The 25,045-nt window shown below is 63.5% G+C and carries 22 protein-coding genes; 12 read left to right on the top strand and 10 right to left on the bottom strand.

All coding sequences use genetic code 11. The features are described from left to right. The 4 genes from AC2T3R_RS22525 to mrcB form a co-directional block, all read right to left on the bottom strand. On the bottom strand, positions 1–1,725 hold the full coding sequence (locus AC2T3R_RS22525; RefSeq protein WP_015271834.1) for an acetolactate synthase 3 large subunit: 1,725 nt from the start codon (positions 1,723–1,725) through the stop codon (positions 1–3). A 408-nt stretch (positions 1,726–2,133) separates the two neighbouring features. Further along, positions 2,134–2,466 carry a YqcC family protein gene (locus AC2T3R_RS22530; RefSeq protein WP_031324603.1) on the bottom strand — a complete coding sequence of 111 codons (333 nt, stop codon included), beginning with the start codon at positions 2,464–2,466 and terminating at the stop codon, positions 2,134–2,136. Next, entirely contained in the window at positions 2,466–3,284 is an 819-nt protein-coding gene (locus AC2T3R_RS22535; protein WP_085663625.1) for a tetratricopeptide repeat protein, read from the bottom strand. The genes AC2T3R_RS22530 and AC2T3R_RS22535 overlap by 1 nt, the downstream gene beginning before the upstream one ends. Before the next feature lie 15 nt (positions 3,285–3,299). Further along, positions 3,300–5,621 carry a penicillin-binding protein 1B gene (gene mrcB, locus AC2T3R_RS22540; RefSeq protein ID WP_486744286.1) on the bottom strand — a complete coding sequence of 774 codons (2,322 nt, stop codon included), beginning with the start codon at positions 5,619–5,621 and terminating at the stop codon, positions 3,300–3,302. Positions 5,622–5,737: 116 nt separating this feature from the next. On the opposite strand from mrcB, the gene AC2T3R_RS22545 reads away from it, so the two are divergent. Both AC2T3R_RS22545 and AC2T3R_RS22550 read left to right on the top strand, forming a co-directional pair. Then, positions 5,738–7,300, top strand: coding sequence for a bifunctional aminoglycoside phosphotransferase/ATP-binding protein (locus tag AC2T3R_RS22545; protein WP_486744287.1), 1,563 nt, complete (start codon positions 5,738–5,740; stop codon positions 7,298–7,300). 177 nt (positions 7,301–7,477) lie between these two features. Further along, on the top strand, positions 7,478–7,756 hold the full coding sequence (locus tag AC2T3R_RS22550; protein ID WP_013974260.1) for a TfoX/Sxy family protein: 279 nt from the start codon (positions 7,478–7,480) through the stop codon (positions 7,754–7,756). Between the two features lie 178 nt (positions 7,757–7,934). Here the strand turns inward: AC2T3R_RS22550 and AC2T3R_RS22555 are convergent, their stop codons facing one another. The 4 genes from AC2T3R_RS22555 to AC2T3R_RS22570 all read right to left on the bottom strand — a co-directional run bounded on the left by AC2T3R_RS22555 (position 7,935) and on the right by AC2T3R_RS22570 (position 11,642). After that, complete coding sequence (locus tag AC2T3R_RS22555) at positions 7,935–8,816, bottom strand: ChaN family lipoprotein (RefSeq protein WP_486744288.1); 882 nt, start codon at positions 8,814–8,816, stop codon at positions 7,935–7,937. Between the two features lie 140 nt (positions 8,817–8,956). Next, the gene (locus AC2T3R_RS22560; RefSeq protein WP_486744289.1) at positions 8,957–9,724 is read right to left on the bottom strand and encodes a heme ABC transporter ATP-binding protein; all 768 of its coding nucleotides are present in this window, start codon (positions 9,722–9,724) and stop codon (positions 8,957–8,959) included. Further along, positions 9,724–10,707 carry a FecCD family ABC transporter permease gene (locus AC2T3R_RS22565; protein WP_162276790.1) on the bottom strand — a complete coding sequence of 328 codons (984 nt, stop codon included), beginning with the start codon at positions 10,705–10,707 and terminating at the stop codon, positions 9,724–9,726. The genes AC2T3R_RS22560 and AC2T3R_RS22565 overlap by 1 nt, the downstream gene beginning before the upstream one ends. A 50-nt stretch (positions 10,708–10,757) precedes the next feature. Then, positions 10,758–11,642 (bottom strand): heme/hemin ABC transporter substrate-binding protein, encoded by an 885-nt coding sequence (locus tag AC2T3R_RS22570; protein WP_486744290.1) that lies wholly within the window; start codon positions 11,640–11,642, stop codon positions 10,758–10,760. A gap of 148 nt (positions 11,643–11,790) precedes the next feature. Here AC2T3R_RS22570 and AC2T3R_RS22575 point away from each other — a divergent pair, with 148 nt between their 5' ends. Beyond that, the gene (locus AC2T3R_RS22575) at positions 11,791–12,108 is read left to right on the top strand and encodes a Rieske (2Fe-2S) protein (protein ID WP_486744291.1); all 318 of its coding nucleotides are present in this window, start codon (positions 11,791–11,793) and stop codon (positions 12,106–12,108) included. Here AC2T3R_RS22575 and sfsA read toward each other — a convergent pair. Both sfsA and AC2T3R_RS22585 read right to left on the bottom strand, forming a co-directional pair. After that, positions 12,098–12,811 carry a DNA/RNA nuclease SfsA gene (gene sfsA, locus AC2T3R_RS22580; protein ID WP_013974266.1) on the bottom strand — a complete coding sequence of 238 codons (714 nt, stop codon included), beginning with the start codon at positions 12,809–12,811 and terminating at the stop codon, positions 12,098–12,100. The two genes, AC2T3R_RS22575 and sfsA, sit on opposite strands and share 11 nt — an antisense overlap. Then, positions 12,811–13,983, bottom strand: a complete 1,173-nt coding sequence (locus AC2T3R_RS22585) for a pyridoxal phosphate-dependent aminotransferase (protein ID WP_410952191.1) — start codon at positions 13,981–13,983, stop codon at positions 12,811–12,813. The genes sfsA and AC2T3R_RS22585 overlap by 1 nt, the downstream gene beginning before the upstream one ends. Positions 13,984–14,193: 210 nt before the next feature. On the opposite strand from AC2T3R_RS22585, the gene dksA reads away from it, so the two are divergent. From dksA to panC, 9 genes are all read left to right on the top strand, one after another. Further along, on the top strand, positions 14,194–14,637 hold the full coding sequence (gene dksA, locus AC2T3R_RS22590) for an RNA polymerase-binding protein DksA (protein ID WP_003259209.1): 444 nt from the start codon (positions 14,194–14,196) through the stop codon (positions 14,635–14,637). Between the two features lie 64 nt (positions 14,638–14,701). Further along, positions 14,702–15,589, top strand: a complete 888-nt coding sequence (gluQRS, locus tag AC2T3R_RS22595) for a tRNA glutamyl-Q(34) synthetase GluQRS (RefSeq protein ID WP_024087757.1) — start codon at positions 14,702–14,704, stop codon at positions 15,587–15,589. 245 nt (positions 15,590–15,834) lie between these two features. Then, positions 15,835–16,011 (top strand): hypothetical protein, encoded by a 177-nt coding sequence (locus AC2T3R_RS22600; RefSeq protein ID WP_003250005.1) that lies wholly within the window; start codon positions 15,835–15,837, stop codon positions 16,009–16,011. Beyond that, positions 15,995–18,970 (top strand): sensor histidine kinase, encoded by a 2,976-nt coding sequence (locus AC2T3R_RS22605; RefSeq protein WP_023661523.1) that lies wholly within the window; start codon positions 15,995–15,997, stop codon positions 18,968–18,970. The genes AC2T3R_RS22600 and AC2T3R_RS22605 overlap by 17 nt, the downstream gene beginning before the upstream one ends. Positions 18,971–18,974: 4 nt before the next feature. Continuing rightward, the gene (locus AC2T3R_RS22610) at positions 18,975–20,417 is read left to right on the top strand and encodes a sigma-54-dependent transcriptional regulator (RefSeq protein ID WP_100413853.1); all 1,443 of its coding nucleotides are present in this window, start codon (positions 18,975–18,977) and stop codon (positions 20,415–20,417) included. 839 nt (positions 20,418–21,256) lie between these two features. Then, a complete protein-coding gene (locus tag AC2T3R_RS22615) occupies positions 21,257–22,645 on the top strand; it encodes a polynucleotide adenylyltransferase PcnB (protein WP_015271847.1) in 1,389 nt (462 codons plus the stop codon). Continuing rightward, positions 22,642–23,121, top strand: a complete 480-nt coding sequence (gene folK / locus AC2T3R_RS22620) for a 2-amino-4-hydroxy-6-hydroxymethyldihydropteridine diphosphokinase (RefSeq protein WP_085721785.1) — start codon at positions 22,642–22,644, stop codon at positions 23,119–23,121. Before AC2T3R_RS22615 ends, folK begins: the two co-directional genes overlap by 4 nt. Before the next feature lie 262 nt (positions 23,122–23,383). After that, positions 23,384–24,184, top strand: coding sequence for a 3-methyl-2-oxobutanoate hydroxymethyltransferase (gene panB, locus AC2T3R_RS22625; RefSeq protein WP_061551389.1), 801 nt, complete (start codon positions 23,384–23,386; stop codon positions 24,182–24,184). Next, positions 24,181–25,044 (top strand): pantoate--beta-alanine ligase, encoded by an 864-nt coding sequence (panC, locus tag AC2T3R_RS22630; protein WP_410952195.1) that lies wholly within the window; start codon positions 24,181–24,183, stop codon positions 25,042–25,044. The genes panB and panC overlap by 4 nt, the downstream gene beginning before the upstream one ends. The last annotated feature ends 1 nt before the right edge of the window (position 25,045 follow it).

Genomic DNA, 25,045 nt, shown 5'->3' on the forward strand with positions numbered 1-25,045 from the left:
TCAGGTACGCTCCGTCTTGCTCAGCCACATGTCACGCATCGAGCCATCCTTGATCTGCATCGGATAGACGTGCTCACTGCGGTCAACCGCGATGTCGATGAACACCAGGCGGTCCTTCATCGCAAACGCTTCTTCCAGCTTCGGCTTGAGGTCCTTCAGGCTGGTGATGCGGATACCCACATGGCCATAGGCCTCGGCCAGCTTGATGAAGTCAGGCAGCGACTCGACGTACGAGTGCGAGTGACGACCGTTGTAGGCCATGTCCTGCCACTGACGGACCATGCCCAACACACCGTTGTTCAGGTTGACGATCTTCACCGGCAGGCCGTACTGCATGCAGGTGGACAGCTCCTGGATGTTCATCTGGATGCTGCCTTCGCCGGTCACGCAGGCCACGTCCTGGTCCGGGAAGTTGAGCTTGACGCCCATCGCCGCCGGGAAGCCGAAGCCCATGGTGCCCAGGCCACCGGAGTTGATCCAGCGGTTCGGCTTGTTGAAGCGGTAGTACTGCGCCGCGAACATCTGGTGCTGGCCCACGTCGGAGGTGACGAAGGCATCGCCATTGGTCACTTCGCACAGGGTCTCGATGACTTTCTGCGGCTTGATGACATTGCCGTCACCCTTGTCGTAAGGGAACAGCTCGCCATTGCCACGCCATTCGTCGATCTGCTTCCACCAGGCATCCAGCGCCGCCTTGTCAGGCTGCTCGCCGATTTCCTTGAGGATGCCGAGCATTTCGCTGAGCACGCTGTCGACCGGGCCGACGATCGGCACGTCGGCCTTGATCATCTTGGAGATCGACGCCGGGTCGATGTCGATATGGATGATCTTGGCATTCGGGCAGAACTTGGCCGGGCCGTTGACCACGCGGTCGTCGAAACGGGCACCGACGGCGAAGATGACGTCGGCATGATGCATGGCCATGTTGGCAGTGAAGCTGCCGTGCATGCCGAGCATGCCGAGGAACTGGCGGTCGGTACCCGGGAAGCCACCCAGACCCATCAGGGTATTGGTGACCGGCAGGTTCAGCGACTTGGCGATTTCGGTCAGGGCTTCGGAGCCACCACCGAGGATCACGCCGCCACCGGAGTAGACGATCGGGCGCTTGGCCGCCAGCAGCATCTCTGCAGCCTTGCGGATCTGGCCGGAGTGGCCGCGTACCGCTGGGCTATAGGAGCGCAGCTTGACCTTTTTCGGGTAGACGTATTCGAACTTCTCGGCCGGGTTGGTCATATCTTTTGGAATGTCGACCACGACCGGACCTGGGCGACCGGATTGCGCCAGGTAGAAAGCTTTTTTCAGAACTTCGGGAATTTCGCTGGCATGTTTGATCATGAAGCTGTGCTTCACGATCGGCCGCGAAATACCGATCATGTCGGTTTCCTGGAAGGCATCGGTACCCACCATGGTGCTAGGCACCTGGCCGGACAGGATGACCATCGGAATCGAATCCATGTAGGCGGTGGCAATACCGGTAATGGCATTGGTCGCGCCCGGGCCGGAGGTTACCAGCACCACGCCGGCCTTGCCGGTGGCGCGGGCGTAGCCGTCCGCCATATGGGTAGCTGCCTGCTCATGACGAACCAGGATGTGCTCGACTTCCGGTTCCTTGAACAGCGCGTCGTAAACATGCAGGAGAGCACCACCAGGGTACCCGTAGATGTGCTTAACGCCTTCGTCACGCAAGAAGCGGACGACCATCTCAGCGCCAGATAAAAGCTCCACGTTGTTCACCTCTAAAACGCCAGAATACCGCCCTCACTGGACGGGTCTTAATAGGTTTACTGCCAAGCAGAGCATGAGCGAACGTCAGCACTGACTGAGCAAGTATTGGGAGCGCCCCAGAGTGTTGCGGGGTTTTCCCACCCAGCGCGAGGTAACGCGTTGCGGGGTGTAACAGGTCGGCGCGGGTGTGCGCCTCATGATCTGCTTAGCGGGTCTGCTTCTGGCAGTCCCTCTACAGCGGAGATTGGATTCTTCTGATTCGGCGCCAACAAGTCAAGAAAAATTATTGCCAATTTTTCCCCAAGATGAATTCCTGCCACCACTAAAAATCGCTTCAGCAGCAGAATAAATAAGATTTCCACAAAAAAGGGCCACAATCTGCGGCCCTTGAAGGAAAAACTGAAGAAATCAGGCGGAAGGAGCAATCAATTGGTCAAATGCTGCCAACAGGCGGCGTAGCTCACGACTTTGCTCTGGCCGGTCGGTAAATACCGTTTCAGCCATTACCAGGATGCCGGACGCATTGGGCAGCGGGTGGCCCAGCTCGATGATGATCTTCATCCGCGGCAGGAAGATCCATTGGAGCCACTGCTCGAAACTGAGGGTATCGACTGCGAAAGGCACCGTGCTGGCCAGTGCCTCATCGCTTGGCGGCTCGTCATCCCACCAGCCTTGCACCTGCAGCTCACGTTCGATCAGCAGCAGGTGGTCGGCAACATCCAGAATGCGCTGCTCGATCATCACGAATTGACCCGTGCCTTTTGCCGGGCCAGTGCGGCACCAGCGCTGTCACCCTGCTTCTCGCGGGCCTGGGCGATGGTGTTCCACAGCTCGGCCTGCAGGCTCGGGCGGCCGTTGGCGTAAGTCAGGGCACGACGCGCCAACTGCTCGGCCTGCGGGGCATCACCTTGCGACAGGCGCACCTGGGCCAGACGGTACAGTACCTGCGGCTCGCGCGGGGCAATGCGCTGAGCACGCTCCAGGCTCGATGCGGCACCGTTGAAGTCACCGCTGCCCTGCTGGGTCTTCGCGGTGGTCAGCAGCGCCAGCACCGGGCCGTCCAGCTGCTCGTCGGCCGACAGGCCACCGGTAGCAGCACCGCTACGCGGAATACCGGTTGGCGCGCTGGTGCTTTGCGGGGCGCTGTTCATAGCCGCGATGTCGAAGGGTTCGTCGGCGATCGGGTTGGGATTGGTGGTCATTGGTGCCGAACTGACCGGCCCAGTGGTAATTGGGCCTGGGGTGATCGGCCCCGGGGTAATCGGCGAGGTGCTGATTGGGGCCGCGCCATTGGCCGCCGGGAACGTCTGGATGCCCGAAGCGCCAGCGCCCTGCGGGATCATCACGGTCACGCCGGAGTCTTCAGGCAGCGTTTGAGCCTGCGCGGTACCTGCGTTATAGCCACCCGCAGAGCGATTGGCCGTCACGCGTTCGCTGTTGGACACCCGGGTGCTCGAGTCGACCACCGGAATATTGCCGCGCGGGACGCTGGCGCACCCCTGGAGCACAGCCAGCGCCGTCACGGCAGGAAACAGCCACTTGTTCACGTCACACCTCATCAATGCAGCCTGTGCTTAATTCATCCAGCCCTTGACCCAGTCCATGACCGATTCAACTGGATCCTGCTCGCCGCCGCAGGTCGCGCCGGCGGGCGGTTCACTCCCGCGAATATACGGCATCTGCACCGCTCCCGGACAGCTGCCATCAGACCCATGGCCACTGTACGGGTCAATCCAGGCCTGCACCACGTTGTCCGGTTGCGGCATGTCCAGCGGCAGCGGGTCGGCCTTCTTCATGAAGCTGGTCCACACCTGCAGGGCGCCGGTGGCACCAGTAAATGGCGTCTTGCCGTTGTCGTCACGCCCCATCCATACCACGGCCAGCAGGTCCTGGCTGAACCCGGAGAACCAGCTGTCGCGCGAATCGTTACTGGTGCCGGTCTTGCCCGCCAGGGTGAGATTGCGCGGCAAAGTGTTGTACACCGAGCGGCCGGTGCCTTCGCGCATCACCCGCTGCATGGCGTTCTGCACCAGGTAGATAGCCCCCGGGTCGAAGGTTTGCTGGATCTGGAACGGGTAGCGTTTTAGCGGCTCGCCCTCGGCGGTGAGCACGCTGCGGATACCGCGCATCGGGGTATTGAAGCCTCCGTTGGCGATGGTTTGGTACATCGTCGCGACCTGCATTGGCGACATGCCGCCGGCACCCAGCAGCATGGCCGGGAAGGCTGGCCAGTCAACGTTCACTCCCAGCCGGCCAATGGTCTTGATCACGTTGGGCACACCCACTTCCAGGCCGATCTTGGCAGTCGACAGGTTGTAGGAGTTGGCCAGCCCCTGGTACAGGTAGATGGTGCCATGCGGGCGACGATCGTAGTTCTGCGGGCGCCAGACCTGGCCGTCGGCACCTTTGACCGAGAACGGCTCGTCCTGCACCCAACTGGTCAAGGTGTACTTGGTCGGTTGTTCCAGCGCGGTCAGGTACACCGCCGGCTTGACCAGCGAACCGATCGGCCGCACGGCATCAATGGCGCGGTTGAAGCCGGCGAAGCCGGCCTGGCGGCTGCCGATAAGCGCCTGCACCTCACCGGTTTCCGGATTGGTCACGACCATCGCCGACTCAACCTCGTCCGCCCCCTTGCGCCCCGCGAGGCGCTTGAAGGTCTCGCTCATCGAGGTTTCGGCCTTCATCTGCAGGATCGGGTCGAAGCTGGTGAAGATGCGCAGGCCTTCTTCGGTCAAGTCTTCATCGCGGTAGTCCTGGCGCAGCTGACGCTTGACCAGGTCGAGGAACGCCGGGAACGAGCTGTCTGCCAGGCTGCCGCGCTTGGTCACGCCCAGCGGCATCTTCTTCGCTGCATCGACTTCTGCCTGGCTGGCCACGCCCTGCTCGGCCACCAGGTCGAGCACCAGGTTGCGGCGGGCCAGGGCGCGGTCCGGATAGCGACGCGGGTTGTAGTAGGACGGCCCCTTGACCATGCCCACCAGCAAAGCGATCTGGTGCAACTTCAGTTCCGACAGCGGTTGGCTGAAGAAGAACTGGCTGGCGAGGCCGAAGCCGTGCACCGCACGCTGACCATCCTGGCCGACGAACACCTCGTTGAGGTAGGCCTCGAGGATCTCGCGCTTGTCGTAGTGCAGCTCCAGCAATACGGCCATCATCGCCTCGGTCAGCTTGCGGCTGAGGCTGCGCTCGCTGGTGAGGTAGAAGTTCTTCACCAACTGCTGGGTCAGGGTGCTGCCACCCTGGCGCATGGAACCTGCCGAGGTATTGACCCACATGGCTCGGGCGATGGACTTGGGCGACACCCCGAAGTGGCTGTAGAAATCGCGGTCTTCCGTCGCCACCAGGGTTTCGAGCAGGTACGGCGGTACCTGGTCGATCTTGATCAGGATGCGGTCTTCGAGGTTTTTCGGGTAGATGCCGCCGATCATCAGCGGCTCCAGACGCACTACGTCGAGCGTCTTGCCGTTGGCGCCGGAAAGGCCTGCCACGTAATCGCCGGAGAAGCGCACACGCACGAATTGCGCCGGCTCCATGCCCTCGTAGAACTGGAAACCACGAGTATTGAGCTCGACGGTATTGCCGTTGACTGCCGCCGCTCCCGGGCCGTTGGCCGCGCTTTCACGCCGGTAGCCGAGCGCGTCCAGCTCGGTGAGGAAGTCGTTCTTGCTCAGTTTCTGGCCGGTGAACAGCTCCAGCGGCCGGGCATACACCTTGGCCGGGATGGTCCAGCGCTTGCCGGAAAACTTTTCCTGGACAACGGCATCGAGGTAAACCGCGAAGCCGGCGACTATCACCAGGCCGACCAGGCTGAGCTTCAAAGCGCAGCCCAGCCAGGCGCGGGAGCGGCCGGTCGGGCGTTTCTGAGGGGTACGGGGATTTCGAGTTCGGGTCATGGCGGCGGATTATACGCACTTTATAAAGGCTGGGCAGACGCCCCCGGCGGTAGGCAGGGACGGCACCATTGACCATAATGGCGCATTCGAATTCCCTGCCCCCGGAAGGATTTCCCGTGAGCCAAGCCCTTATCACTGCGTTGCAGAACCCAGCCCTGTACCCTCACCCCGTGGATGGGTTCCAGCTCATCGAGACGCATATCTCCTGGGTCCTGCTCACCGGCGAGTATGCCTACAAGATCAAGAAGCCGATGAACTTCGGCTTCCTCGACTTCACCGGCCTGGACCAGCGCCAGCATTTCTGTAACGAAGAATTGCGCCTGAACCAGCGCCTGACCGACGGCCTGTACCTTGAAGTGTTGCCGATCACCGGTAGCGTCGACGCGCCGCAGATCGGCGGTGAAGGCGAAGCCATCGAGTACGTGCTGAAGATGCGCCAGTTCCCGCAGGGGCAGATGCTCAACACCCTGCAGGCCAATGGCGAACTGAACGCCGCGCACATCGACCAGATGGCCCGGCAGATCGCCGAGTTCCACCTGCAGGCCCCACGCGTGCCGGTGGAGCACCCACTGGGCACGCCGGACAGCGTGATGGCACCTGTGGAGCAGAACTTCGAGCAGATTCGCCCGTTCCTCAGCGACAAGGCCGACCTGCAGCAACTCGACGCCCTGCAGGCCTGGGCACGCAGCAGCTTCGAGCGCCTGCATGGCCTGCTGGAAAAGCGCAAGGCCAATGGTTTCATCCGTGAGTGCCACGGTGACATCCACCTGGGCAACGCCACCCTGATCGACGGCAAGGTGGTGATCTTCGACTGCATCGAGTTCAACGAACCGTTCCGCCTGACCGATGTGTACGCCGATACCGGCTTCCTGGCCATGGACCTGGAAGACCGCGGCCTGAAATGCCTGGCTCGCCGCTTCATCAGCCAGTACCTGGAACTGACCGGCGACTACGAAGGCCTGGAACTGCTCAACTTCTACAAAGCCTACCGCGCGCTGGTGCGGGCCAAGGTTGCACTGTTCAGCATGCCAGCCGATGCCGATGGCGTGCAGCGTGCCACCACTCTTCGCACCTACCGCAACTATGCCAACCTGGCAGAAAGCTACAGCGCCATCCCGTCGCGCCTGCTGGCCATTACCCACGGTGTTTCGGCTGTGGGCAAAAGCCACGTGGCCATGCGCATGGTCGAAGCCCTTGGCGCCGTCCGCGTGCGTTCGGATGTGGAGCGCAAGCGCCTGTTCGGTGAACAGCAGCAGGCTGAGGCTGGCCAGCTGAGTACCGGCATCTATGATCAGGACGCCAGTGTCGCGACCTACCAGCGCCTGCACGAGGTGGCAGCGACCGTACTGCGGGCCGGCTTCCCGGTGGTGCTGGATGCCACCTACCTCAAACGTGATCAGCGCCAGGCCGCAGCGGACATCGCCAGCCAGACGGGCGTGCCGTTCCTGATCCTCGACTGCCATGCGCCGGATGCGGTCATCGCCAGCTGGCTGGAGCAGCGCCGGGCAGAAAATACCGACCCGTCGGATGCCACCCTGGAAGTGGTCAAAGCTCAGCAGGCCAGTCGTGAGCCACTGGATGCACAGGAACTGGTGCAGAGCACCGGCGTCGATACCCAGAGCGCCGGGAGCATGGACCAGGTGATCGAGCAGATTCGCCAGCGCTTGCCTGGGCTGTAAGTTCAGCGTTTTCCTGGACCGGCCACTTCGCGGGTGAACCCGCGAATAGGCCGGCACAGGACATCTCGTCGCCCCCTATGGCAAAAGGCCGCGCATTTCCTATCCCCCGCTACACTCCTCTCTGACCTGCTCGCGATTTATCCCCCAATCCCCGTTCAGCCATCGCAAGGAGGCTCGATGAACGATGAATTGCAGCATCTGAAGAACCTTGGCAAGACCTCTGCGCAGTGGCTGCATGCAGCCGGCATCCACAGTGCATCGGATCTGCGCCGCCTGGGCGCGGTAGGTGCGTACCAGGCCGTGAAGACACGAGGGTTCCGCGCATCGAAGGTGCTGTTGTATGCCATTGAAGGCGCCCTGCTGGACATGCACTGGAACGATTTGCCGCTGGAGCGCAAAGAAGCGCTCAACCAACAACTGGATGCGAAAAGCCCTGCGCAAAAAAATCAGAAATAATCTCGGGAAAGGGATTGACGTCGAAATGAGAATAGTTATGATTATCACAACTGGTCGCGAGACTGGTTGGATAAGCTAAGAGCCCCTGGTTCGGACTCTCAGATTATCTCCTCATCAGGCTAATCACGGTTATTGACCCGGCAATTTGCCGGGTCTTTTTTTGCCTTTTACAGCCCCGTCACCGCAGTTGCGCGCAATATTCCTGCTCCGGCATCGCTGCCGTGTACCACACAAAATCAGCCTCGCCTGCCTCGACCTGCTCACCAACCTCAGCTAGCAGTAGCACCTTGCTCTCCCCCTGCGCTTGCAGGTCAGCCAAGTGCAACGGTACACCCAGGTCCTTGCGCACGTGATAGGCCCCGGCCAGCAGCAGTGCTGGCTGCGGCGCCGCCAGCAAGCGCTCGGCCATGCGCCGGTCGCGCTGCTGCTGCACGGCCAGCATCGCCGGCAACTGGCTTTCTGGCAGCATCCCGCAATGTCCGGCGCGCACCTGCTCCAGCAGGGCGGCCTTGACCGTCGGCGCATTGGACCGTTCGCCCATTAACGAAGCCGGCTGGCGATAGGCCTGGCGCATCTCGCCAGGTGAGAGGTTGGCGGACAGCAAAGGCACCCGCTGCTGCAAGGCTTCAGTCACGATTGGCCCGTACAGCTGCCAATCCCAGCCGTCCTGCCAGGCCATGGCCTTGGGCAGGTCTGCCGGCAAAGGTTGCCCCGCGAGCTTGTCCAGCAGCGGTTGCTGCTCGGGCTGCAACATCTCCAGCAGCAGGCTGCCCTGCGCGCGTTGGCCTTGCAAGGCACGCAGCAGCCACAGCTGCAGCGCGTGATGGTCGGAGTTGTCGTGTTTCTCGCCGACCAGCACCCGGGGGGCGGCAGACAGGTGCTGCACCAGCTGCTCAGGGCTGATCAGCTGGCCACTGGCAAGATCGACGATATGCCCCAGCTCGGCATGGCTGCGCCCCTCACTGCTCTGCCAGGCGGGCGGCGGTGGCAGGCTGGCCTGGCAGCCACCCAGTACCAGCCCCAGGCACAGCGAGAAAACGGACAGCAGCGGATGTCGCATGTGTATCTCCCCTCACGGCCTGACCGGAGTATGTAGGAGCAGCCTTGTGCTGCGAAGAGGCCGGTATGGGCAGCAGACATGCATTGTCAGTACCGGCCTCTTCGCAGCACAAGGCTGCTCCTACAAAGATCGCGCCAGCGTTAGCGAGTGATGATCAGCGGATGCCCACGCTCCGGGTGCGCCTGTACCAGTACGTCGATCCCGTATACCGCCTTCAACGCCGCCGGCGTCAGCACTGCTGACGGTGCGGCAAAGGCATGGCAGCGCCCCTGCTCCAGCAGCAGGATACGATCACAGTAGCGCGCCGCCAGATTCAGGTCATGCAGGATCACCAGCACCGCGGCGCCACGGTCGGCAAAGCGGCGCACGGCTTCGAGGGTGGTGTGCTGGTGCAACGGGTCGAGCATCGAGGTTGGCTCGTCCAGCAGCAGCGTTGTACCCGCCTCGCCCGGCCACAGCTGCGCCAGCACCCGAGCCAGGTGCACTCTTTGCCGCTCGCCGCCAGACAACGCCAGGTAACTGCGCTCCACCAGGTGCCAGGCATCCGCTGCCCGCAAGGCCGCTTCGACGATTTCAGCATCGCGCCGCTGCCCGGTGCCATGGGGCATGCGCCCCATGCCCACCACTTCCTCGACCCGGAACGAGAACCCCAGGCTGGACACCTGCGGCAACACCGCCAGGCGCCTGGCCCGCTCCTGCCCTGCCCAGTCCGCCAGTGGCCTGCCCTGTAGCGTCACCCGCCCGTGATCGGGCGCCAGCTCACCACACAGTACTCCTAGCAGGCTGCTCTTGCCGGCACCGTTGGGGCCGAGCACGCCCACCACCTGCCCCTGGCTCAGCTGCAGATGAATGTCATGCAGCACTTCGTTGCTGCCCCGCCGCAAGTGCAGCCCCTCGGCTTGCAACATCAACTGCGCCCTCGTATCAGCAGGAACAGGAAGAACGGTGCGCCGATAAAGGCCGTGACGATGCCGATCGGCAGCTCGGCAGGCGCCAGCAGCAGCCGCGCCGCCAAATCGGCGAACAGCATCAGCACACCGCCAGCCAACAAGGAAGCTGGCAGCACCACACGGTGATCAGGCCCGGCCAGCAGGCGCACCAGGTGCGGCACCACCAGGCCGATGAAACCGATCAGCCCTGCTGCCGCCACCGCCGCACCCACGCCCAGCGCCGTGCAGAACACCAGCTCGCGCTTGAGCCGCTCCACGTCAATGCCCAGGTGACGCGCCTCCGATTCACCAAGCAGCATGGCATTCAACGCCTTGGCCCGACGTGGCAGCCACACTGCCACGCCCGCAGCCACCAGCAGCAAAGGCCACAGCCGCTGGTAACTGGCACCATTGAGGCTGCCCAGGTTCCAGAAGGTCAGCGTGCGCAGCGTGGCGTCGTCGGCCAGGTAGGAGAACAACCCCACGGCAGCACCGCCCAGCGCGGTCATGGCCACACCGGCCAGCAGCATCGTGGCGACGTTGGTCTGGCCGTCGCGTCGCCCCAGACGATAAACCAGCGCAGTCACGCCCAGCCCGCCGATGAAAGCGCACAGCGACAACAGGTAAGGGGCAAGCACATCCGGCATGCCGCCCAGCCAACTGCCGCCAACGATGGCCACCGCCGCGCCCACCGCTGCTCCGGCGGCAACCCCTACCAGCCCGGGGTCGGCCAGAGGGTTACGGAACAGCCCCTGCATGGCCACACCAGATAGCGCCAGCACCGCGCCCACCGCCAACCCCAGCAAGGTGCGCGGCAGGCGGATCTGGCCGAGGATCATCTCGGCCTGCTGCAGGCCGTCAGCGGCAATGGGCAGCCCCAGCAGGCGCAGGCCGGCACGCAGGGTATCGAACAGCGGCAGGCTGACCGGCCCCAGGGCCAAAGACAACCACACCGCCAACAGGCACAACAGGCTCAGGCAAACGAACAGTGTGCGTGGCTGGACGCGTTGTTTCATTGGGAGAGGCTGATCTTGGCGGCCGGATAGAAGGTAGCCGCAAGCAACTGAAGTGTTGCCGGCAGGCGTGGCCCGAGCCCGCCGACCAACAGTGTCGGGTCAAGCGATACCAGGCGTTTCTCTCGCACGGCGCGCGAAGTCGCCAGCGCGGGGTTTTCTTTCAGCAACGCCTTCAAGGCTTCGTCATCGGCCAGCGCCCGGTCGGAAAACACGATCACATCCGGGTCCAGCGCAGCCAGTGCTTCGCTGGAGAAATTCTTGTAGCCCTGATGTTCTGCCAAGTTGCGCCCGCCTGCCTGGCTCAGCAGCCAGTCGCCGGCGGTACCCTGCCCGGCGATCAGCGGCTTGGAACCCGCATGCCCGACCAGCAGCAACACTCCTGGCGCCTTCTGCCCGGCCTGGGCCTGCCTGACCCTGGCCTGCAAGGCATCGAGCTGCTGGTGGTAACCCGACGCCAAGACCGCGGCCTGCTCTTCTGCGCCCAGCAATTGCCCCAGATGCTTGAGGTTTTCATCCACCGCCGCCACCTCGGCTTTGCTGGAGAACAGTTCGACCCGCACGCCAGCCTTGCGGATTTGCGCCAGTACCGGTGGCGGCCCCATTTCTTCGGTGCCCACCAGCACATCCGGGCGCAGGCTGAGAATGCCTTCCGCAGACAACTGCCGCTGGTAGCCGACGCTAGGCAGTGACTTCAGCGATTGCGGGTGCTGGCTGGTGGTGTCCACACCCACCAAGCGCGCTTCACCGCCAAGTGCGCTGATCCATTCGCTCAGTGCGCCACCAGCGCTGACCCAACGCTGCGGCAGCTCGGCCGCCAGGGCCTGGGTGGACAGCACAACGCTCGCGCACAGAGCGAGCAAGGCGACAGGACGGCGCATCATCGGTTTCCTTCTGCAGGCGAGCCGCGCGCCTTGTGGCGAGCGACGGAACTGCGCACCATAGGCAGCCGGGCGCAGCGAATATGGACAATTTGATAATTATTCGCATTGAAGCGTCAACCCATCACTTGTTCCACGAGTCGTCTTTGCCATGCACTTCCTTTGTACCTACCACGGCCTGGCCGAAGGCCAAAGCCGCGCCTTCAGCGTAGACGGCATCGAACTGTTCGGCGTGCGCCGCCAAGGCCAGGTGTACCTCTACCGCAACCGTTGCCCGCACCGCGGCATCCCGCTGAACTGGGTAGAAGATGCGTTTCTCGATGACAGCGCCAGCCTGATTCACTGCGCCCATCATGGCGCGCTGTTTCTGATCGAAAGTGGAGAATGCGTGGCCGGGCCGTGCGAGGGCGAGCAACTGCAGGCCCTGGGCTGCCACGAGGACAGCCAGGGCATCTGGCTCAAGGGGTAAGCAGCACCGGCAGGCGGCGGTCGATGACAATGCCTTCGGAGTCCAGGCGTGCGCCGTAGGCCAGCACCTCCACTCCATCTGAAACTGCCGCGCGCAGGGCCTGGGCATAAGCCGCATCGATTTCCTCGGCTGGGCGCACCGCGTCGATACCGGTCAGGTTCACACAATACAGCTGCACAGCCCGCACGCCTTGCCTGGCCAACTTCGCCAGCTCTCGCAGGTGCTTGGCGCCGCGCTGGGTCACCGCATCAGGAAAGGCCGCGACCGTGCTGGCTGGGTAGCCCAGGGTCACGCTCTTGACCTCGACATAGGCCGGGGCACCGTCGAACTCCAGGCGAAAGTCGATGCGGCTGCCTTCCTCGCCGTAGGCTACCTCACGCCTTAGCGCACTGAAACCGGCCAGTTCGGCGATGATGCCGGCACGCAGGGCCTCTTCGACCAGCGCATTGGCCCGCCCGGTATTCACACAGGCCAGCCGCCCCTGCGGAGTTTCGCTGATTTCCCAAGTGCCCGGGAGCTTGCGCTTGGGGTCGTTGGAGCGGCTGAACCACACCTGCCCGCCTTCACGCATGCAGTTGAGCATCGAGCCGGTGTTGGGGCAGTGGATGGTCAGTTGTTCGCCGCCGGGCAGTTCGATATCCGCCAGAAAGCGTTTGTAGCGGCGCAGCAGGCGGCCCTGTTCGAGTGGGGGATGGAACTGCATCAGCCTTGCCAGCTCCGCAGGCCGCGGGCAATCCGCTGCACCGCCTCTTCCAGGCGCGGCAGGCTCTGGGTGTAGGCAAAGCGCACATGGTGGCCGGCCAGGTGACGGCCGAAGTCCAGGCCCGGGGTGAAGGCCAGGTGCTCGGTCTCCAGGAAGTGCCGGCAGAAGGCGAACGCGTCACCGCCAAAGGCACTGATGTCGGCATACAGGTAGAACGCCCCCTGCGGCTCGACGGCAATGCGGAAGCCCAGTTCGCGCAGGGCGGGCAACAGGTAGTCGCGGCGGCGGGCGAACTCGGCGCGGCGCTCCTCGAAAATGGCCAGGGTTTCGGGCTGGAAACACGCCAGCGCGGCATGTTGGGCCATGCTTGGCGCACTGATGTACAGGTTTTGTGCCAGCTTCTCCAGGTCGGCCACCGCGCCAGGAGGCGCCACCAGCCAGCCGAGGCGCCAACCGGTCATGCCGAAATACTTGGAAAAACTATTCAGGACGAATGCCGAGTCGTCCACTTCCAGCACGCTGGGCGCGTCCATGCCATAGGTCAGCCCGTGATAGATCTCGTCCACCACCAGATGGCCGTGCCGTTCACGGGTGGCGCGGGACAGTTTGGCCAGGTCGTCACGCCCCAGCACGGTACCGGTCGGGTTGGCCGGCGAGGCGACCAGGGCTCCGACCGTGTCCTTGTCCCAGTAGCGGTCGACAAGGTCGGCAGTCAGCTGGTAATTCACGTCCGGACCCACCGGCACAAGCTGCGCCCCGCCCTCGACCAGGCGCAGGAAGTGGCGGTTGCACGGGTAGCCTGGGTCGGCCAGCAGCCAATGTTTGCCTGGGTCGACCAGCAGACTGCTGGCCAGCAGCAGCGCACCGGAACCACCCGGGGTGATGAGGATGCGTTCAGGGTCGACACTCAGGCCGTAACGCTGGCCATAGAACCCGGCAATGGCTTCGCGCAGTGCCGGCAGGCCGCGTGCGGCGGTGTAGCGGGTGTGCCCGGCGGCCAATGCTGCCTGGCCGGCGGCAACGATGGGCGTGGCCGTGGTGAAGTCCGGCTCGCCGATTTCCAGGTGGATCACGTCGTGCCCGGCCGCCTGCAGCTCGTTGGCCCGGGCCAGCAGCGCCATGACGTGGAAGGGTTCGATGGCGCGGCTGCGCGCACTGTAGGGGTGGGCCATGACCTTCTCTCAATTGGGTCTAAACTGGAGATTCTACCTCTGCACGCCACCGAACGTGCGGCTCAGGCCGCTGTCAATTACCAGGATCGGGCGGGGTAGCGCACCCCCGATCTATCTGGTAAGTTCGGCGGCTCGCAGTCGCAGGGCCGGCGGGTGCCGGAGATGGAGCAGCCTGCGCATTGGATCAGATGAGTGAGAGGCGGTCTATTCATGTCCACCGTAGAAAAGCAAAAAGCCCAGACCATGTACGGTGTCGAGCCCTACGTAGAATCCAAAGGTGAAGAGTACATGGGCGAGCCCATGAAGAAGCACTTCACCAAGCTTCTCGGCGCCTGGAAGCAAGAGCTGATGACCAGTGTGGACCGCACTGTGGACCACATGAAGGACGAGGCAGCCAACTTCCCCGACCCGGCCGACCGTGCCAGCCAGGAAGAAGAATTCGCCCTGGAGCTGCGCAACCGCGATCGCGAGCGCAAGCTGATCAAGAAAATCGACAAGACCCTCGACAAGATCAAGGCCGACGAGTACGGCTGGTGCGAATCGTGCGGCATCGAGATCGGCCTGCGTCGCCTGGAGGCCCGCCCTACCGCCGACCTGTGCTTCGACTGCAAGGAAATCGCCGAGAAAAAGGAAAAGACGGTCGGCAAAGGCTGATCTTTCTTTCCACCTGAACGGGGCGCATCATGCGCCCCGTTTCATTTATATGCCCAGCCTGACCATGACCCACTCAAGCTACATCGGGCGTTTCGCCCCCACCCCCAGCGGCTTCCTGCACTTCGGCTCGCTGGTCGCCGCCCTCGCCTCCTGGCTCGATGCCCGCGCCGTGAACGGCCGCTGGCTGCTGCGCATGGAAGACACCGACCCGCCTCGGGAAATGCCCGGTGCTCGCGATGCGATCCTGCAGACCCTGGAGCGCTACGGCCTGGAGTGGGACGGCGAAGTGGTGTTCCAGAGCCAGCGGCACGATGCCTATGCTGCGGTGGTCGACCGCCTGTTCAACATGGGCCTGGCCTACGCCTGCACCTGCTCGCGCAAGCAGCTTGAGGGTTACAACGGTATCTACCCGGGCCTTTGCCGCAATGCCGGGCATGCTAGGGATGGCGCGGCGATCCGCCTGCGCGTGCCAGAGCTGATCTACCGCTTTACCGACCGCGTACAGGGCGAGTTCCAGCAGCACCTTGGGCGTGAAGTGGGCGATTTCGTCATCCAGCGCCGCGACGGGCTGTATGCCTACCAACTGGCGGTGGTACTGGACGATGCCTGGCAAGGTGTTACCGACATCGTGCGTGGCGCCGACCTGCTCGACAACACCCCGCGCCAGCTGTACCTGCAAGAGTTGCTGGGCTTCTCGCAGCCGCGTTACCTGCATATTCCGCTGATCGTGCAGCCGGACGGGCACAAGCTGGGCAAGTCGTACCGCTCGCCGCCGCTGCAGGCGGACCAGGCGACACCGCTGTTGCTGCGGGCGTTGCGGGCGCTGGGGCAGAAAGCCGACCCCGAGTTGTTACTGGCAACGCCGGCGGAGGTATTGGCGGTAGCTCGCAAGCAGTGGCGGCCCGAGGCGATTGCACAGCGGACCACGGTGCCAGAGGCTGATTTGCGCTGAGGCATTACCGGCATCTTCGCGGGCACGCCCGCTCCCACAGGAACTACACCGCCTTCAAGATTTGTGGTTTACCTGTGGGAGCGGGCGCGCCCGCGAAGAGGCCCGCACAGGCAACCCACCCCTCAAAAACAAAAGCCCAATAAATTCAACCTCTTGGCGAACACCATGGATTCCCGCTAGCATCCCCCCAGCCATTTGCGCCAATAATAAGTCCAAGCCCGCAGCGCCCAACCATCGAGGCCAGCATGTACATCTATCGTTTGGTCCTGCTTCTGGTCGTGGGGATCTACCTGTTCTCCCCGGCCATCATGGACTGGTGGATCGAACCGACCGGAGCCTGGTACCGCCCTTACCTGCTCTGGCTGATCCTGATCGTCGTCACCTTCATCCTGCAGAGCCAACGAGATGCCGATGAGCTTTAGCCTGACCCAGATGATCCTGATCAGCGCCGCGTACCTCATGGTGCTGTTCGGTGTGGCCTGGATCAGCGAGCGGGGGTTGATCCCGCGCTCGATCATTCGCCACCCGCTGACCTACACCCTGTCGCTGGGCGTATACGCCAGTGCCTGGGCCTTCTATGGCTCGGTGGGCCTGGCCTACCAGTACGGCTACGGCTTCCTTGCCTGTTACCTGGGGGTGTCCGGCGCGTTCCTGCTGGCGCCAGTGCTGCTCTATCCGATCCTGAAGATCACCCGTACCTACCAGCTGTCCTCGTTGGCCGACCTGCTGGCGTTCCGCTTTCGCAGCACCTGGGCCGGGGCGCTGACCACCATCATCATGCTCATCGGCGTTCTGCCCTTGCTGGCCCTGCAGATCCAGGCGGTAGCCGACTCGATCAGTATCCTTACCGGTGAGCCGGTCAAGGCACGTGTGGCCTTCGCCTTCTGTACGCTCATCATCCTGTTCACCATCTTCTTCGGCTCGCGGCACATCGCCACACGCGAAAAGCACGAAGGGCTGGTGTTTGCCATCGCCTTCGAGTCGGTGATCAAGCTGCTGGCCCTGGGCGGTATCGGCCTGTATGCCCTGTATGGCGTGTTCGGCGGCCCGCACGAACTGGAAGTGTGGCTGCTGCAGAACCAGACCGCCCTGGCCGCTCTGCATACGCCGCTGCAGGAAGGTCCATGGCGCACCTTGCTACTGGTGTTCTTCGCCTCGGCCATCGTCATGCCGCACATGTACCACATGGCCTTCACCGAAAACCTCAACCCGCGCTCGCTGGTCAGCGCCAGCTGGGGCCTGCCGCTGTTCCTGCTGCTGATGAGCCTGGCCGTGCCGCTGGTGCTGTGGGCCGGCCTGCGCCTGGGCGCCACCACCAACCCCGAGTACTTCACCCTGGGCCTGGGGCTTGCCGCCAACAACCAGGCACTGGCGCTGCTGGCCTACATCGGCGGCTTGTCGGCCGCCAGCGGGCTTATCATCGTCACAACCCTGGCGCTGTCGGGCATGGCCCTCAACCACCTGGTGCTGCCGCTGTACCAGCCGCCGGCCGAAGGCAACATCTACCGCTGGCTGAAGTGGACCCGCCGCGCGCTGATCGTCGCCATCATCACCGCGGGCTTCATGTTCTACCTCACCCAGAACAACCACCAGAGCCTGGCCAACCTGGGCATCGTCGCCTTCGTGGCCACGTTGCAGTTCCTGCCGGGCGTGCTGTCGGTGCTGTACTGGCCGACTGCCAACCGCCGTGGCTTCATCGCCGGCCTGCTGGCCGGCACCCTGGTGTGGATGGTGACCATGCTGCTGCCACTGCTGGGCAACCTGCAGGGCTTCTACATCCCGCTGCTGGACATGATCTACGTGCTGGACGACACCAGCTGGCACATGGCGGCCATCGCCTCGCTGGCGGCCAACGTGCTGTTGTTCACCCTGATCTCGCTGTTCACCAACGCCAGCAACGAAGAGGTCAGCGCCGCCGAAGCCTGCGCGGTGGACAACGTGCGCCGCCCGCAACGCCGCGAACTGCACGCCGCCTCGCCACAGGAGTTCGCCACCCAACTGGCCAAGCCGCTGGGCGCCAAGGCCGCACAGAAGGAAGTGGAACAGGCCCTGCGCGACCTCTACCTGCCATTCGACGAGCGCCGCCCCTATGCCTTGCGCCGCCTGCGCGACCGCATCGAGGCCAACCTGTCCGGCCTGATGGGGCCGAGCGTGGCCCAGGACATGGTCGAGACCTTCCTGCCGTACAAGTCCGGTAACGAAAACTACGTGACCGAGGACATCCACTTCATCGAAAGCCGCCTGGAAGACTACCACTCCCGCCTGACCGGCCTGGCCGCCGAGCTCGACGCCCTGCGCCGCTACCACCGCCAGACCCTGCAGGAACTGCCCATGGGCGTCTGCTCGCTGGCCAAGGACCAGGAAATCCTGATGTGGAACAAGGCTATGGAAGAGCTCACCGGCATCGCCGCCAAGCACGTGGTCGGCTCGCGCCTGGTCACCATCAGCGAACCCTGGCGCGGCCTGCTACAAGGCTTCATCAACGTGCCAGACGAGCACCTGCACAAGCAGCGCCTGGCGCTGGACGGCCAGCCGCGCTGGCTGAACCTGCACAAGGCGGCCATCGACGAGCCGCTGGCCCCGGGCAACAGCGGCCTGGTACTGCTGGTGGAGGATCTTACCGAAACCCAGGCCCTGGAAGACAAATTGGTGCACTCCGAACGCCTGGCCAGCATCGGCCGTCTGGCCGCCGGCGTGGCCCACGAAATCGGCAACCCGATCACCGGCATCGCCTGCCTGGCGCAGAACCTGCGCGAAGAGCGTGAGGGCGATGGCGAAATCATCGAGCTGTCCAGCCAGATTCTCGAACAGACCAAGCGGGTATCGCGCATCGTCCAGTCGCTGATGAGTTTCGCCCATGCCGGCGGCAGCCACCAGAACAGCGAAGAACCGGTATGCCTGGCCGAAGTGGCGCAGGACGCCATCGGTCTGCTGGCGTTGAACCGGCGCAATTTCGAAGTACAGTTCTTCAACCTCTGCGACCCGGAGCACTGGGCCGAAGGGGACCCGCAGCGCCTGGCCCAGGTGCTGATCAACCTGCTCTCCAACGCCCGCGACGCATCAAAGCCCGGCAGCGCCGTGCGCGTGCGCAGCGAAGTCAGCGAGCACACCGTCGACCTGATCGTCGAAGATGAGGGCAGCGGGATCCCGAAGAACATCATGGACCGCTTGTTCGAACCCTTCTTCACCACCAAGGACCCGGGCGAAGGAACCGGACTGGGGCTTGCTCTGGTCTATTCCATCGTGGAAGAGCATTATGGGCAAATCACCATCGACAGCCCGGCCGATATCGAACGGCAACGTGGCACCCGGATCCGCGTGACCCTGCCCCGGCATGTCGTAGCGACGTCCCCTGAAATTCGAGACCGTCGAGAGAATTGAATCAATGCCGCACATTCTGATCGTCGAAGACGAAACCATCATCCGCTCGGCCTTGCGTCGCCTGCTCGAACGGAACCAGTACCAGGTCAGCGAAGCCGGCTCGGTGCAGGAAGCCCAGGAACGCTTCAGCATTGCCACCTTCGACCTGATCGTCAGCGACCTGCGCCTGCCAGGCGCACCCGGCACCGAACTGATCAAGCTCGGCCAAGGCACCCCGGTACTGATCATGACCAGCTACGCCAGCCTGCGCTCGGCGGTAGACTCGATGAAAATGGGCGCGGTGGACTACATCGCCAAGCCCTTCGACCACGACGAGATGCTGCAAGCGGTTGCGCGTATCCTGCGCGACCGGCAGAACGCCCCGGCTGCCGCACCGGCGGCCGAGCCACGCGCCACCAATGGCAAGGCCGCCACCGCCGACAAAGGCGGCGCGGCGGCCGCCAATGGCGAAATCGGCATCATCGGCTCGTGCCCGCCGATGCAGGACATGTACAGCAAGATCCGCAAGGTCGCGCCCACCGACTCCAATGTGTTGATCCAGGGCGAGTCGGGCACCGGCAAAGAGCTGGTCGCACGCGCCCTGCACAACCTGTCGCGTCGGGCCAAGGCACCAATGATTTCGGTGAACTGCGCGGCCATCCCCGAGACACTGATCGAGTCCGAGCTGTTCGGCCACGAGAAAGGCGCGTTCACCGGCGCCAGCGCCGGGCGCGCTGGCCTGGTGGAGGCTGCCGATGGCGGTACCCTGTTCCTCGACGAAATCGGCGAACTGCCGCTGGAAGCCCAGGCCCGCCTGCTGCGCGTGCTGCAGGAAGGCGAGATTCGCCGGGTGGGTTCGGTACAGTCGCAAAAGGTCGATGTACGCCTGATCGCCGCGACCCACCGCGACCTGAAGAACCTGGCCAAGGCCGGCCAGTTCCGTGAAGACCTGTATTACCGCCTGCACGTGATCGCCCTGAAACTGCCTGCCCTGCGCGAGCGCGGCAGCGACGTCAACGAGATCGCCAGCGCTTTCCTCGCCCGCCAGAGCGCGCGCATTGGCCGCGACGACCTGCACTTCTCGGCCGAAGCCGAGCAGGCCATTCGTCACTACAGCTGGCCGGGTAACGTGCGAGAGCTGGAAAACGCCGTGGAGCGTGCGGTGATCCTCAGCGAGAGCGCAGAAATTTCCGCCGACCTGCTGGGCATCGACATCGAGCTGGGTGACCTGGAGGAGGACGAAATCCTCGATAACGCCCTGGTCGGGGCCAGTACGGCCAATGCCAGCCATGAGCCTACCGAGGACCTGTCGCTGGAAGATTACTTCCAGCACTTCGTGCTCGAGCACCAGGACCACATGACCGAGACCGAGCTGGCCCGCAAGCTCGGGGTCAGCCGCAAGTGCCTCTGGGAACGCCGCCAGCGCCTGGGCATCCCGCGGCGCAAGAGCAACGCTACCAGCGAATAACCACGCTGCCTGGGCGGGAGGTTCCTCCTGCCCCTATCTACAACCTCTCCAGCCTCTTCGCGGGCATGCCCGCTCCCACAGGAATTTCACTGCCCTAAAGGGTGGTGCATCCCCTGTGGGAGCGGGCGTGCCCGCGAAAGGGCCAGCAAAGCCAGCGCACACACCTCGGTAACACATCAGCCCCCGCAAAAATCTGTTACCCAAGCTTTCCGCCGTAACAGTTCCCGAGGCGTACGGTAACGAAATTTCGACATTTTCGACCGCTGAAAAACTGCTCACCACCTCCAAACCCTTGATTTTACTGGGTTTGCAAAAGTTGGCACGGCACCTGCTATATGTCTGGTACAAGAACAATAACAAGCACTGCAACTCAGAATAAGAACAAGACGAAACGGCTCACGCACAATAAAAACAAGACGGCGGAGGCGCAGCTAACTGATTCTTTTGGAGAGGATGCGTGTTTGGGGCTTGCCCCACAACCAGGTAGAGAACAACAAAAACTGCACTAAAAAGCAGCGCCTGAACTGGTTGGATCGACAGATCAACGTGACATCAGCGACCAAAGCAATCCGTTTGCTCTTAACCCCTGGATTGGGGGTCGTCCACAAGCTTCGAGATTTGTGGACAGGGCACTCAACAAAAACAAGAAGCCCAGCAGAAAAACAATAAGAGCACGCAACGACTTCTTGGGGAGCTTAGGCTCCCCTTGTCGTTTCTACCCTTCTGGCAGGCATCCTGCTACCCGCCTACACCATTCCTTGAGTAAATGCTAGAATCCCCGCCCATCATGCGGCCATTCTCCTATTCTTGGCCGAACATTCCTTCAAACAGTGCATCCCATGCTGAAGAAGCTGTTCCAGTCGTTCCGCCCGCCCGTACCGGGCCCGCACCACAGGCGCACCACGCCTGAGGTGATCAACAAGAGCCAGCACTCGCTGCAACGCCACCAATTCAGCCGCCATGCGGTGAACATCGTGGAACGCCTGCAGAGCGCCGGTTACCAGGCTTACCTGGTCGGTGGCTGTGTCCGCGACCTGATGCTGGGCATCACGCCGAAAGACTTCGACGTCGCCACCAGTGCCACCCCTGAACAGGTCCGTGCCGAGTTCCGCAACGCACGCATCATTGGCCGCCGCTTCAAGCTGGTCCACGTGCATTTCGGACGTGAAATCATCGAAGTCGCAACTTTCCGCGCCCACCATTCGGAAGACGACCAGGGCGACAGCCACCGTTCGTCGCACAATGCCAGTGGCCGCATTCTGCGTGACAACGTGTACGGCACCCTGGAAGAGGACGCGCAACGTCGCGACTTCACCATCAACGCCCTGTACTACGACCCGGTCAGCGAGCGCATCCTCGACTACGCCAACGGCGTGCACGATATCCGCAACCGCTTGCTGCGCCTGATCGGCGACCCTACCCACCGCTATCAGGAAGACCCGGTGCGCATGCTGCGCGCGGTGCGCTTCGCCGCCAAGCTCGACTTCGGCATCGAAAAACACACGGTCCAGCCGATTCGAGAGCTGGCCCCACTGCTGCGCGAAATTCCGCCAGCGCGCCTGTTCGAAGAGAGCCTCAAGCTGTTCCTCTCCGGCCAGGGCGCCATCGTCTTCGAAATGCTGGTCGACCTTCAGTTGTTCGAGCCGCTGTTCCCGGCCAGTTCGCATGCCTTGGACGAGCGCCCGACCTACACCCACACGCTGATCAGCCAAGCGCTGAACAACACCGACCTGCGCGTGAAGCAAGGCAAACCGGTAACCCCGGCCTTCCTCTTCGCCGCGCTGCTGTGGCCAGCCCTCCCGGCTCGCGTGCTGCACCTGCAGAACCAAGGCGTGCCGCCTATCCCGGCCATGAACGGTGCGGCCCACGACCTGATCGCCGAACAATGCGCACGTATCGCCATCCCCAAGCGCTTCACCCTGCCGATCCGCGAGATCTGGGACATGCAGGAGCGCCTGCCACGCCGCAGCGGCAAGCGCGCCGACATGCTGCTGGACAACCCGCGCTTCCGCGCCGGCTACGACTTCCTGCTGCTGCGCGAAAGCGCCGGGGAAGAAACCGACGACCTCGGCCAGTGGTGGACCGACTACCAGGATGCCAACGACAGCGAGCGCCGCGAGATGATCCGCGAACTGGGCAGCCGTGACGAAGGCACCGGCGCCGGCCCGCGCAAACGCAAGCGCAGCGGTGGCAAGCGCAAGCGCAGTGGCGACGAGGCGTTCGAGTGAGCACCCGCGCCTATATCGGCCTGGGCAGCAACCTGGATGCGCCTGCCGAGCAGTTGCGCAGCGCGTTCCAGGCCCTCGACCAGGTCGAAGCCACACGACTGGTGGCGGCCTCGGCCCTGTACACCAGCGATTCGCTGCTGCCCGGCCAGCCGCGCTACACCAACGCCGTCGCCGCCCTGGACACCACGCTAGCGCCGCTGGCCCTGCTCGATGCCCTGCAGGCCATCGAAAACGAACAGGGCCGCGTGCGCAAGGAACGCTGGGGCCCACGCACACTGGACCTGGACATCCTGCTGTTCGGCGACCAGGTGCTCGACGAGCCGCGCCTGAAAGTACCGCACTACCACATGCATGCCCGGCCTTTCGTGCTGTACCCGCTGGCGGAACTGGTACCGGGCGATTTCCGCCTGGCCGACGGCCGCGCCCTTGCGCAACTGCTTGACGACTGCCCGTTCGTCGGCCTGGAACGCCTGTAAACCGGGCGTTCCAGCCTTGCACACTGGCGCGGTAACGCCAGTAACACCCTGATCGTAACAATGCGGTAACAGGGTGATTGACTTCCCCCACCTCGCTCACGACTATAGGCGTCCCGTGTGGCACCAAAGTGCCGCATACCCGTATTTAGGCCCGGACGGACCTGTGCCCGAACATCACGCGCGATGATGTGCCGCTCCGGAAAATGACTACACGCGTTGAATGCAGTCGTTTCTTACAGCGCCTGAACGAGGAATTTCCTACATGCCTGAAGTAACCCTGACCACCCTCAATGGCCTCAAGGCCAAGGGTGAAAAAATCACCATGCTGACCTGTTACGACGCCACCTTTGCCAAGGCTGCCAGCCAGGCCGGTGTCGAAGTGTTGCTGGTGGGCGACTCGCTGGGCATGGTCCTGCAAGGCCACGACAGCACACTGCCGGTGACCACCGCAGACATGGCCTACCATACAGCCAGCGTCAAACGTGGCAACGACGGTGCGCTGATCCTTGCCGACCTGCCGTTCATGGCGCACGCTACACCAGAGCTGGCCTTTGCCAACAGCGCCACGCTGATGCAGGCCGGCGCCCACATGATCAAGATCGAAGGCGCTGCCTGGCTGGCCGAGACCATCCGCCTGCTGGCCGAGCGTGGCGTGCCAGTATGCGCGCACATGGGCCTGACACCGCAGACTGTCAACGTGATGGGCGGCTACAAGGTCCAGGGCCGCCAGGAAGCACAGGCCCGGCAGATGCGCGCCGACGCGATCGCCCTGGAACAGGCCGGTGCGGCCATGCTGCTGCTCGAATGCGTGCCCAGCGAACTGGCGGCGGAAATCACCAGTGCCGTATCCATCCCGGTGATCGGCATTGGCGCCGGCAGCGGCACCGATGGCCAGGTACTGGTCCTGCACGACATGCTCGGCCTGTCGCTGAGCGGCCGCGTACCGAAGTTCGTGAAGAACTTCATGCAAGGCCAGCCGGATATCCACAGCGCCCTCGTCGCATACGTCGAGGCGGTCAAGCAAGTCAGCTTCCCAGGCAGCGAACACGGGTTCAGTGCATGAATACAGTCAAGACCGTCCGCGAACTGCGCGCCGCTGTCGCCCGCGCCCGCGGTGAAGGCAAGCGCATCGGCTTCGTGCCGACCATGGGCAACCTGCACAGCGGCCATGCCGCCCTGGTGACCAAGGCTGCACAGCGCGCCGATTTCGTGGTCGCCAGCATCTTCGTCAACCCGCTGCAGTTCGGCGCCAACGAAGACCTCGACAAGTACCCGCGCACCCTGGCCGCCGACCAGGAGCGCCTGCTCCAGGCGGGCTGCAATCTGCTGTTCGCGCCCAGCGTCGAAGAGATGTACCCCGACGGCATGAGCGTGCAAACCCGCGTCAGCGTACCCCACCTTTCCGAAGGCCTGTGCGGCGCCAGCCGGCCCGGTCATTTCGAAGGCGTGGCCACCGTGGTCAGCAAGCTGTTCAACATGGTCCAGCCCGACCTTGCCGTGTTCGGTGAAAAGGACTTCCAGCAGCTGGCGGTTATCCGCGCCATGGTGCGCGACCTGAACATGCCGATCCAGATCATCGGCGAGCCCACAGTGCGGGCCGAGGACGGCCTGGCGCTGTCGTCGCGTAACGGCTACCTCACGCCGGAGCAGCGTTCTACGGCACCTGCGCTGTACCGCACGCTGCAGCATATCGCTGGGGCCATCCGCCATGGCCAGCGGGACTTTGCCGCACTGGTTGCCGAAGGCAAGGCGCAGTTGACCGCCGCGGGTTTCCGCCCGGATTACCTTGAGGTGCGTCATGCGGTAAGCCTGCGACCCGCGATGATCGATGATCGTGATCTGGTGGTGATTGCGGCGGCTTACCTGGGTAACACACGGTTGATCGACAACCTGTACCTTCATCTGGAAGAGAAGACCGCGTAAC

The sequence above is a fragment of the Pseudomonas sp. PVC-5-1 genome (genome assembly GCF_057444345.1).

Bases quoted from the DNA above. Each gene is read 5' to 3' on its own strand.
- AC2T3R_RS22530 (WP_031324603.1), bottom strand. From the start codon at position 2,466: ATGATCGAGCAGCGCATTCTGGATGTTGCCGACCACCTGCTGCTGATC.
- AC2T3R_RS22535 (WP_085663625.1), bottom strand. From the start codon at position 3,284: ATGAGGTGTGACGTGAACAAGTGGCTGTTTCCTGCCGTGACGGCGCTG.
- mrcB (WP_486744286.1), bottom strand. From the start codon at position 5,621: ATGACCCGAACTCGAAATCCCCGTACCCCTCAGAAACGCCCGACCGGC.
- AC2T3R_RS22550 (WP_013974260.1), top strand. From the start codon at position 7,478: ATGAACGATGAATTGCAGCATCTGAAGAACCTTGGCAAGACCTCTGCG.
- AC2T3R_RS22555 (WP_486744288.1), bottom strand. From the start codon at position 8,816: ATGCGACATCCGCTGCTGTCCGTTTTCTCGCTGTGCCTGGGGCTGGTA.
- AC2T3R_RS22560 (WP_486744289.1), bottom strand. From the start codon at position 9,724: ATGTTGCAAGCCGAGGGGCTGCACTTGCGGCGGGGCAGCAACGAAGTG.
- AC2T3R_RS22570 (WP_486744290.1), bottom strand. From the start codon at position 11,642: ATGATGCGCCGTCCTGTCGCCTTGCTCGCTCTGTGCGCGAGCGTTGTG.
- AC2T3R_RS22575 (WP_486744291.1), top strand. From the start codon at position 11,791: ATGCACTTCCTTTGTACCTACCACGGCCTGGCCGAAGGCCAAAGCCGC.
- sfsA (WP_013974266.1), bottom strand. From the start codon at position 12,811: ATGCAGTTCCATCCCCCACTCGAACAGGGCCGCCTGCTGCGCCGCTAC.
- AC2T3R_RS22585 (WP_410952191.1), bottom strand. From the start codon at position 13,983: ATGGCCCACCCCTACAGTGCGCGCAGCCGCGCCATCGAACCCTTCCAC.
- dksA (WP_003259209.1), top strand. From the start codon at position 14,194: ATGTCCACCGTAGAAAAGCAAAAAGCCCAGACCATGTACGGTGTCGAG.
- gluQRS (WP_024087757.1), top strand. From the start codon at position 14,702: ATGACCCACTCAAGCTACATCGGGCGTTTCGCCCCCACCCCCAGCGGC.
- AC2T3R_RS22600 (WP_003250005.1), top strand. From the start codon at position 15,835: ATGTACATCTATCGTTTGGTCCTGCTTCTGGTCGTGGGGATCTACCTG.
- AC2T3R_RS22605 (WP_023661523.1), top strand. From the start codon at position 15,995: ATGCCGATGAGCTTTAGCCTGACCCAGATGATCCTGATCAGCGCCGCG.
- AC2T3R_RS22610 (WP_100413853.1), top strand. From the start codon at position 18,975: ATGCCGCACATTCTGATCGTCGAAGACGAAACCATCATCCGCTCGGCC.
- AC2T3R_RS22615 (WP_015271847.1), top strand. From the start codon at position 21,257: ATGCTGAAGAAGCTGTTCCAGTCGTTCCGCCCGCCCGTACCGGGCCCG.
- panB (WP_061551389.1), top strand. From the start codon at position 23,384: ATGCCTGAAGTAACCCTGACCACCCTCAATGGCCTCAAGGCCAAGGGT.
- panC (WP_410952195.1), top strand. From the start codon at position 24,181: ATGAATACAGTCAAGACCGTCCGCGAACTGCGCGCCGCTGTCGCCCGC.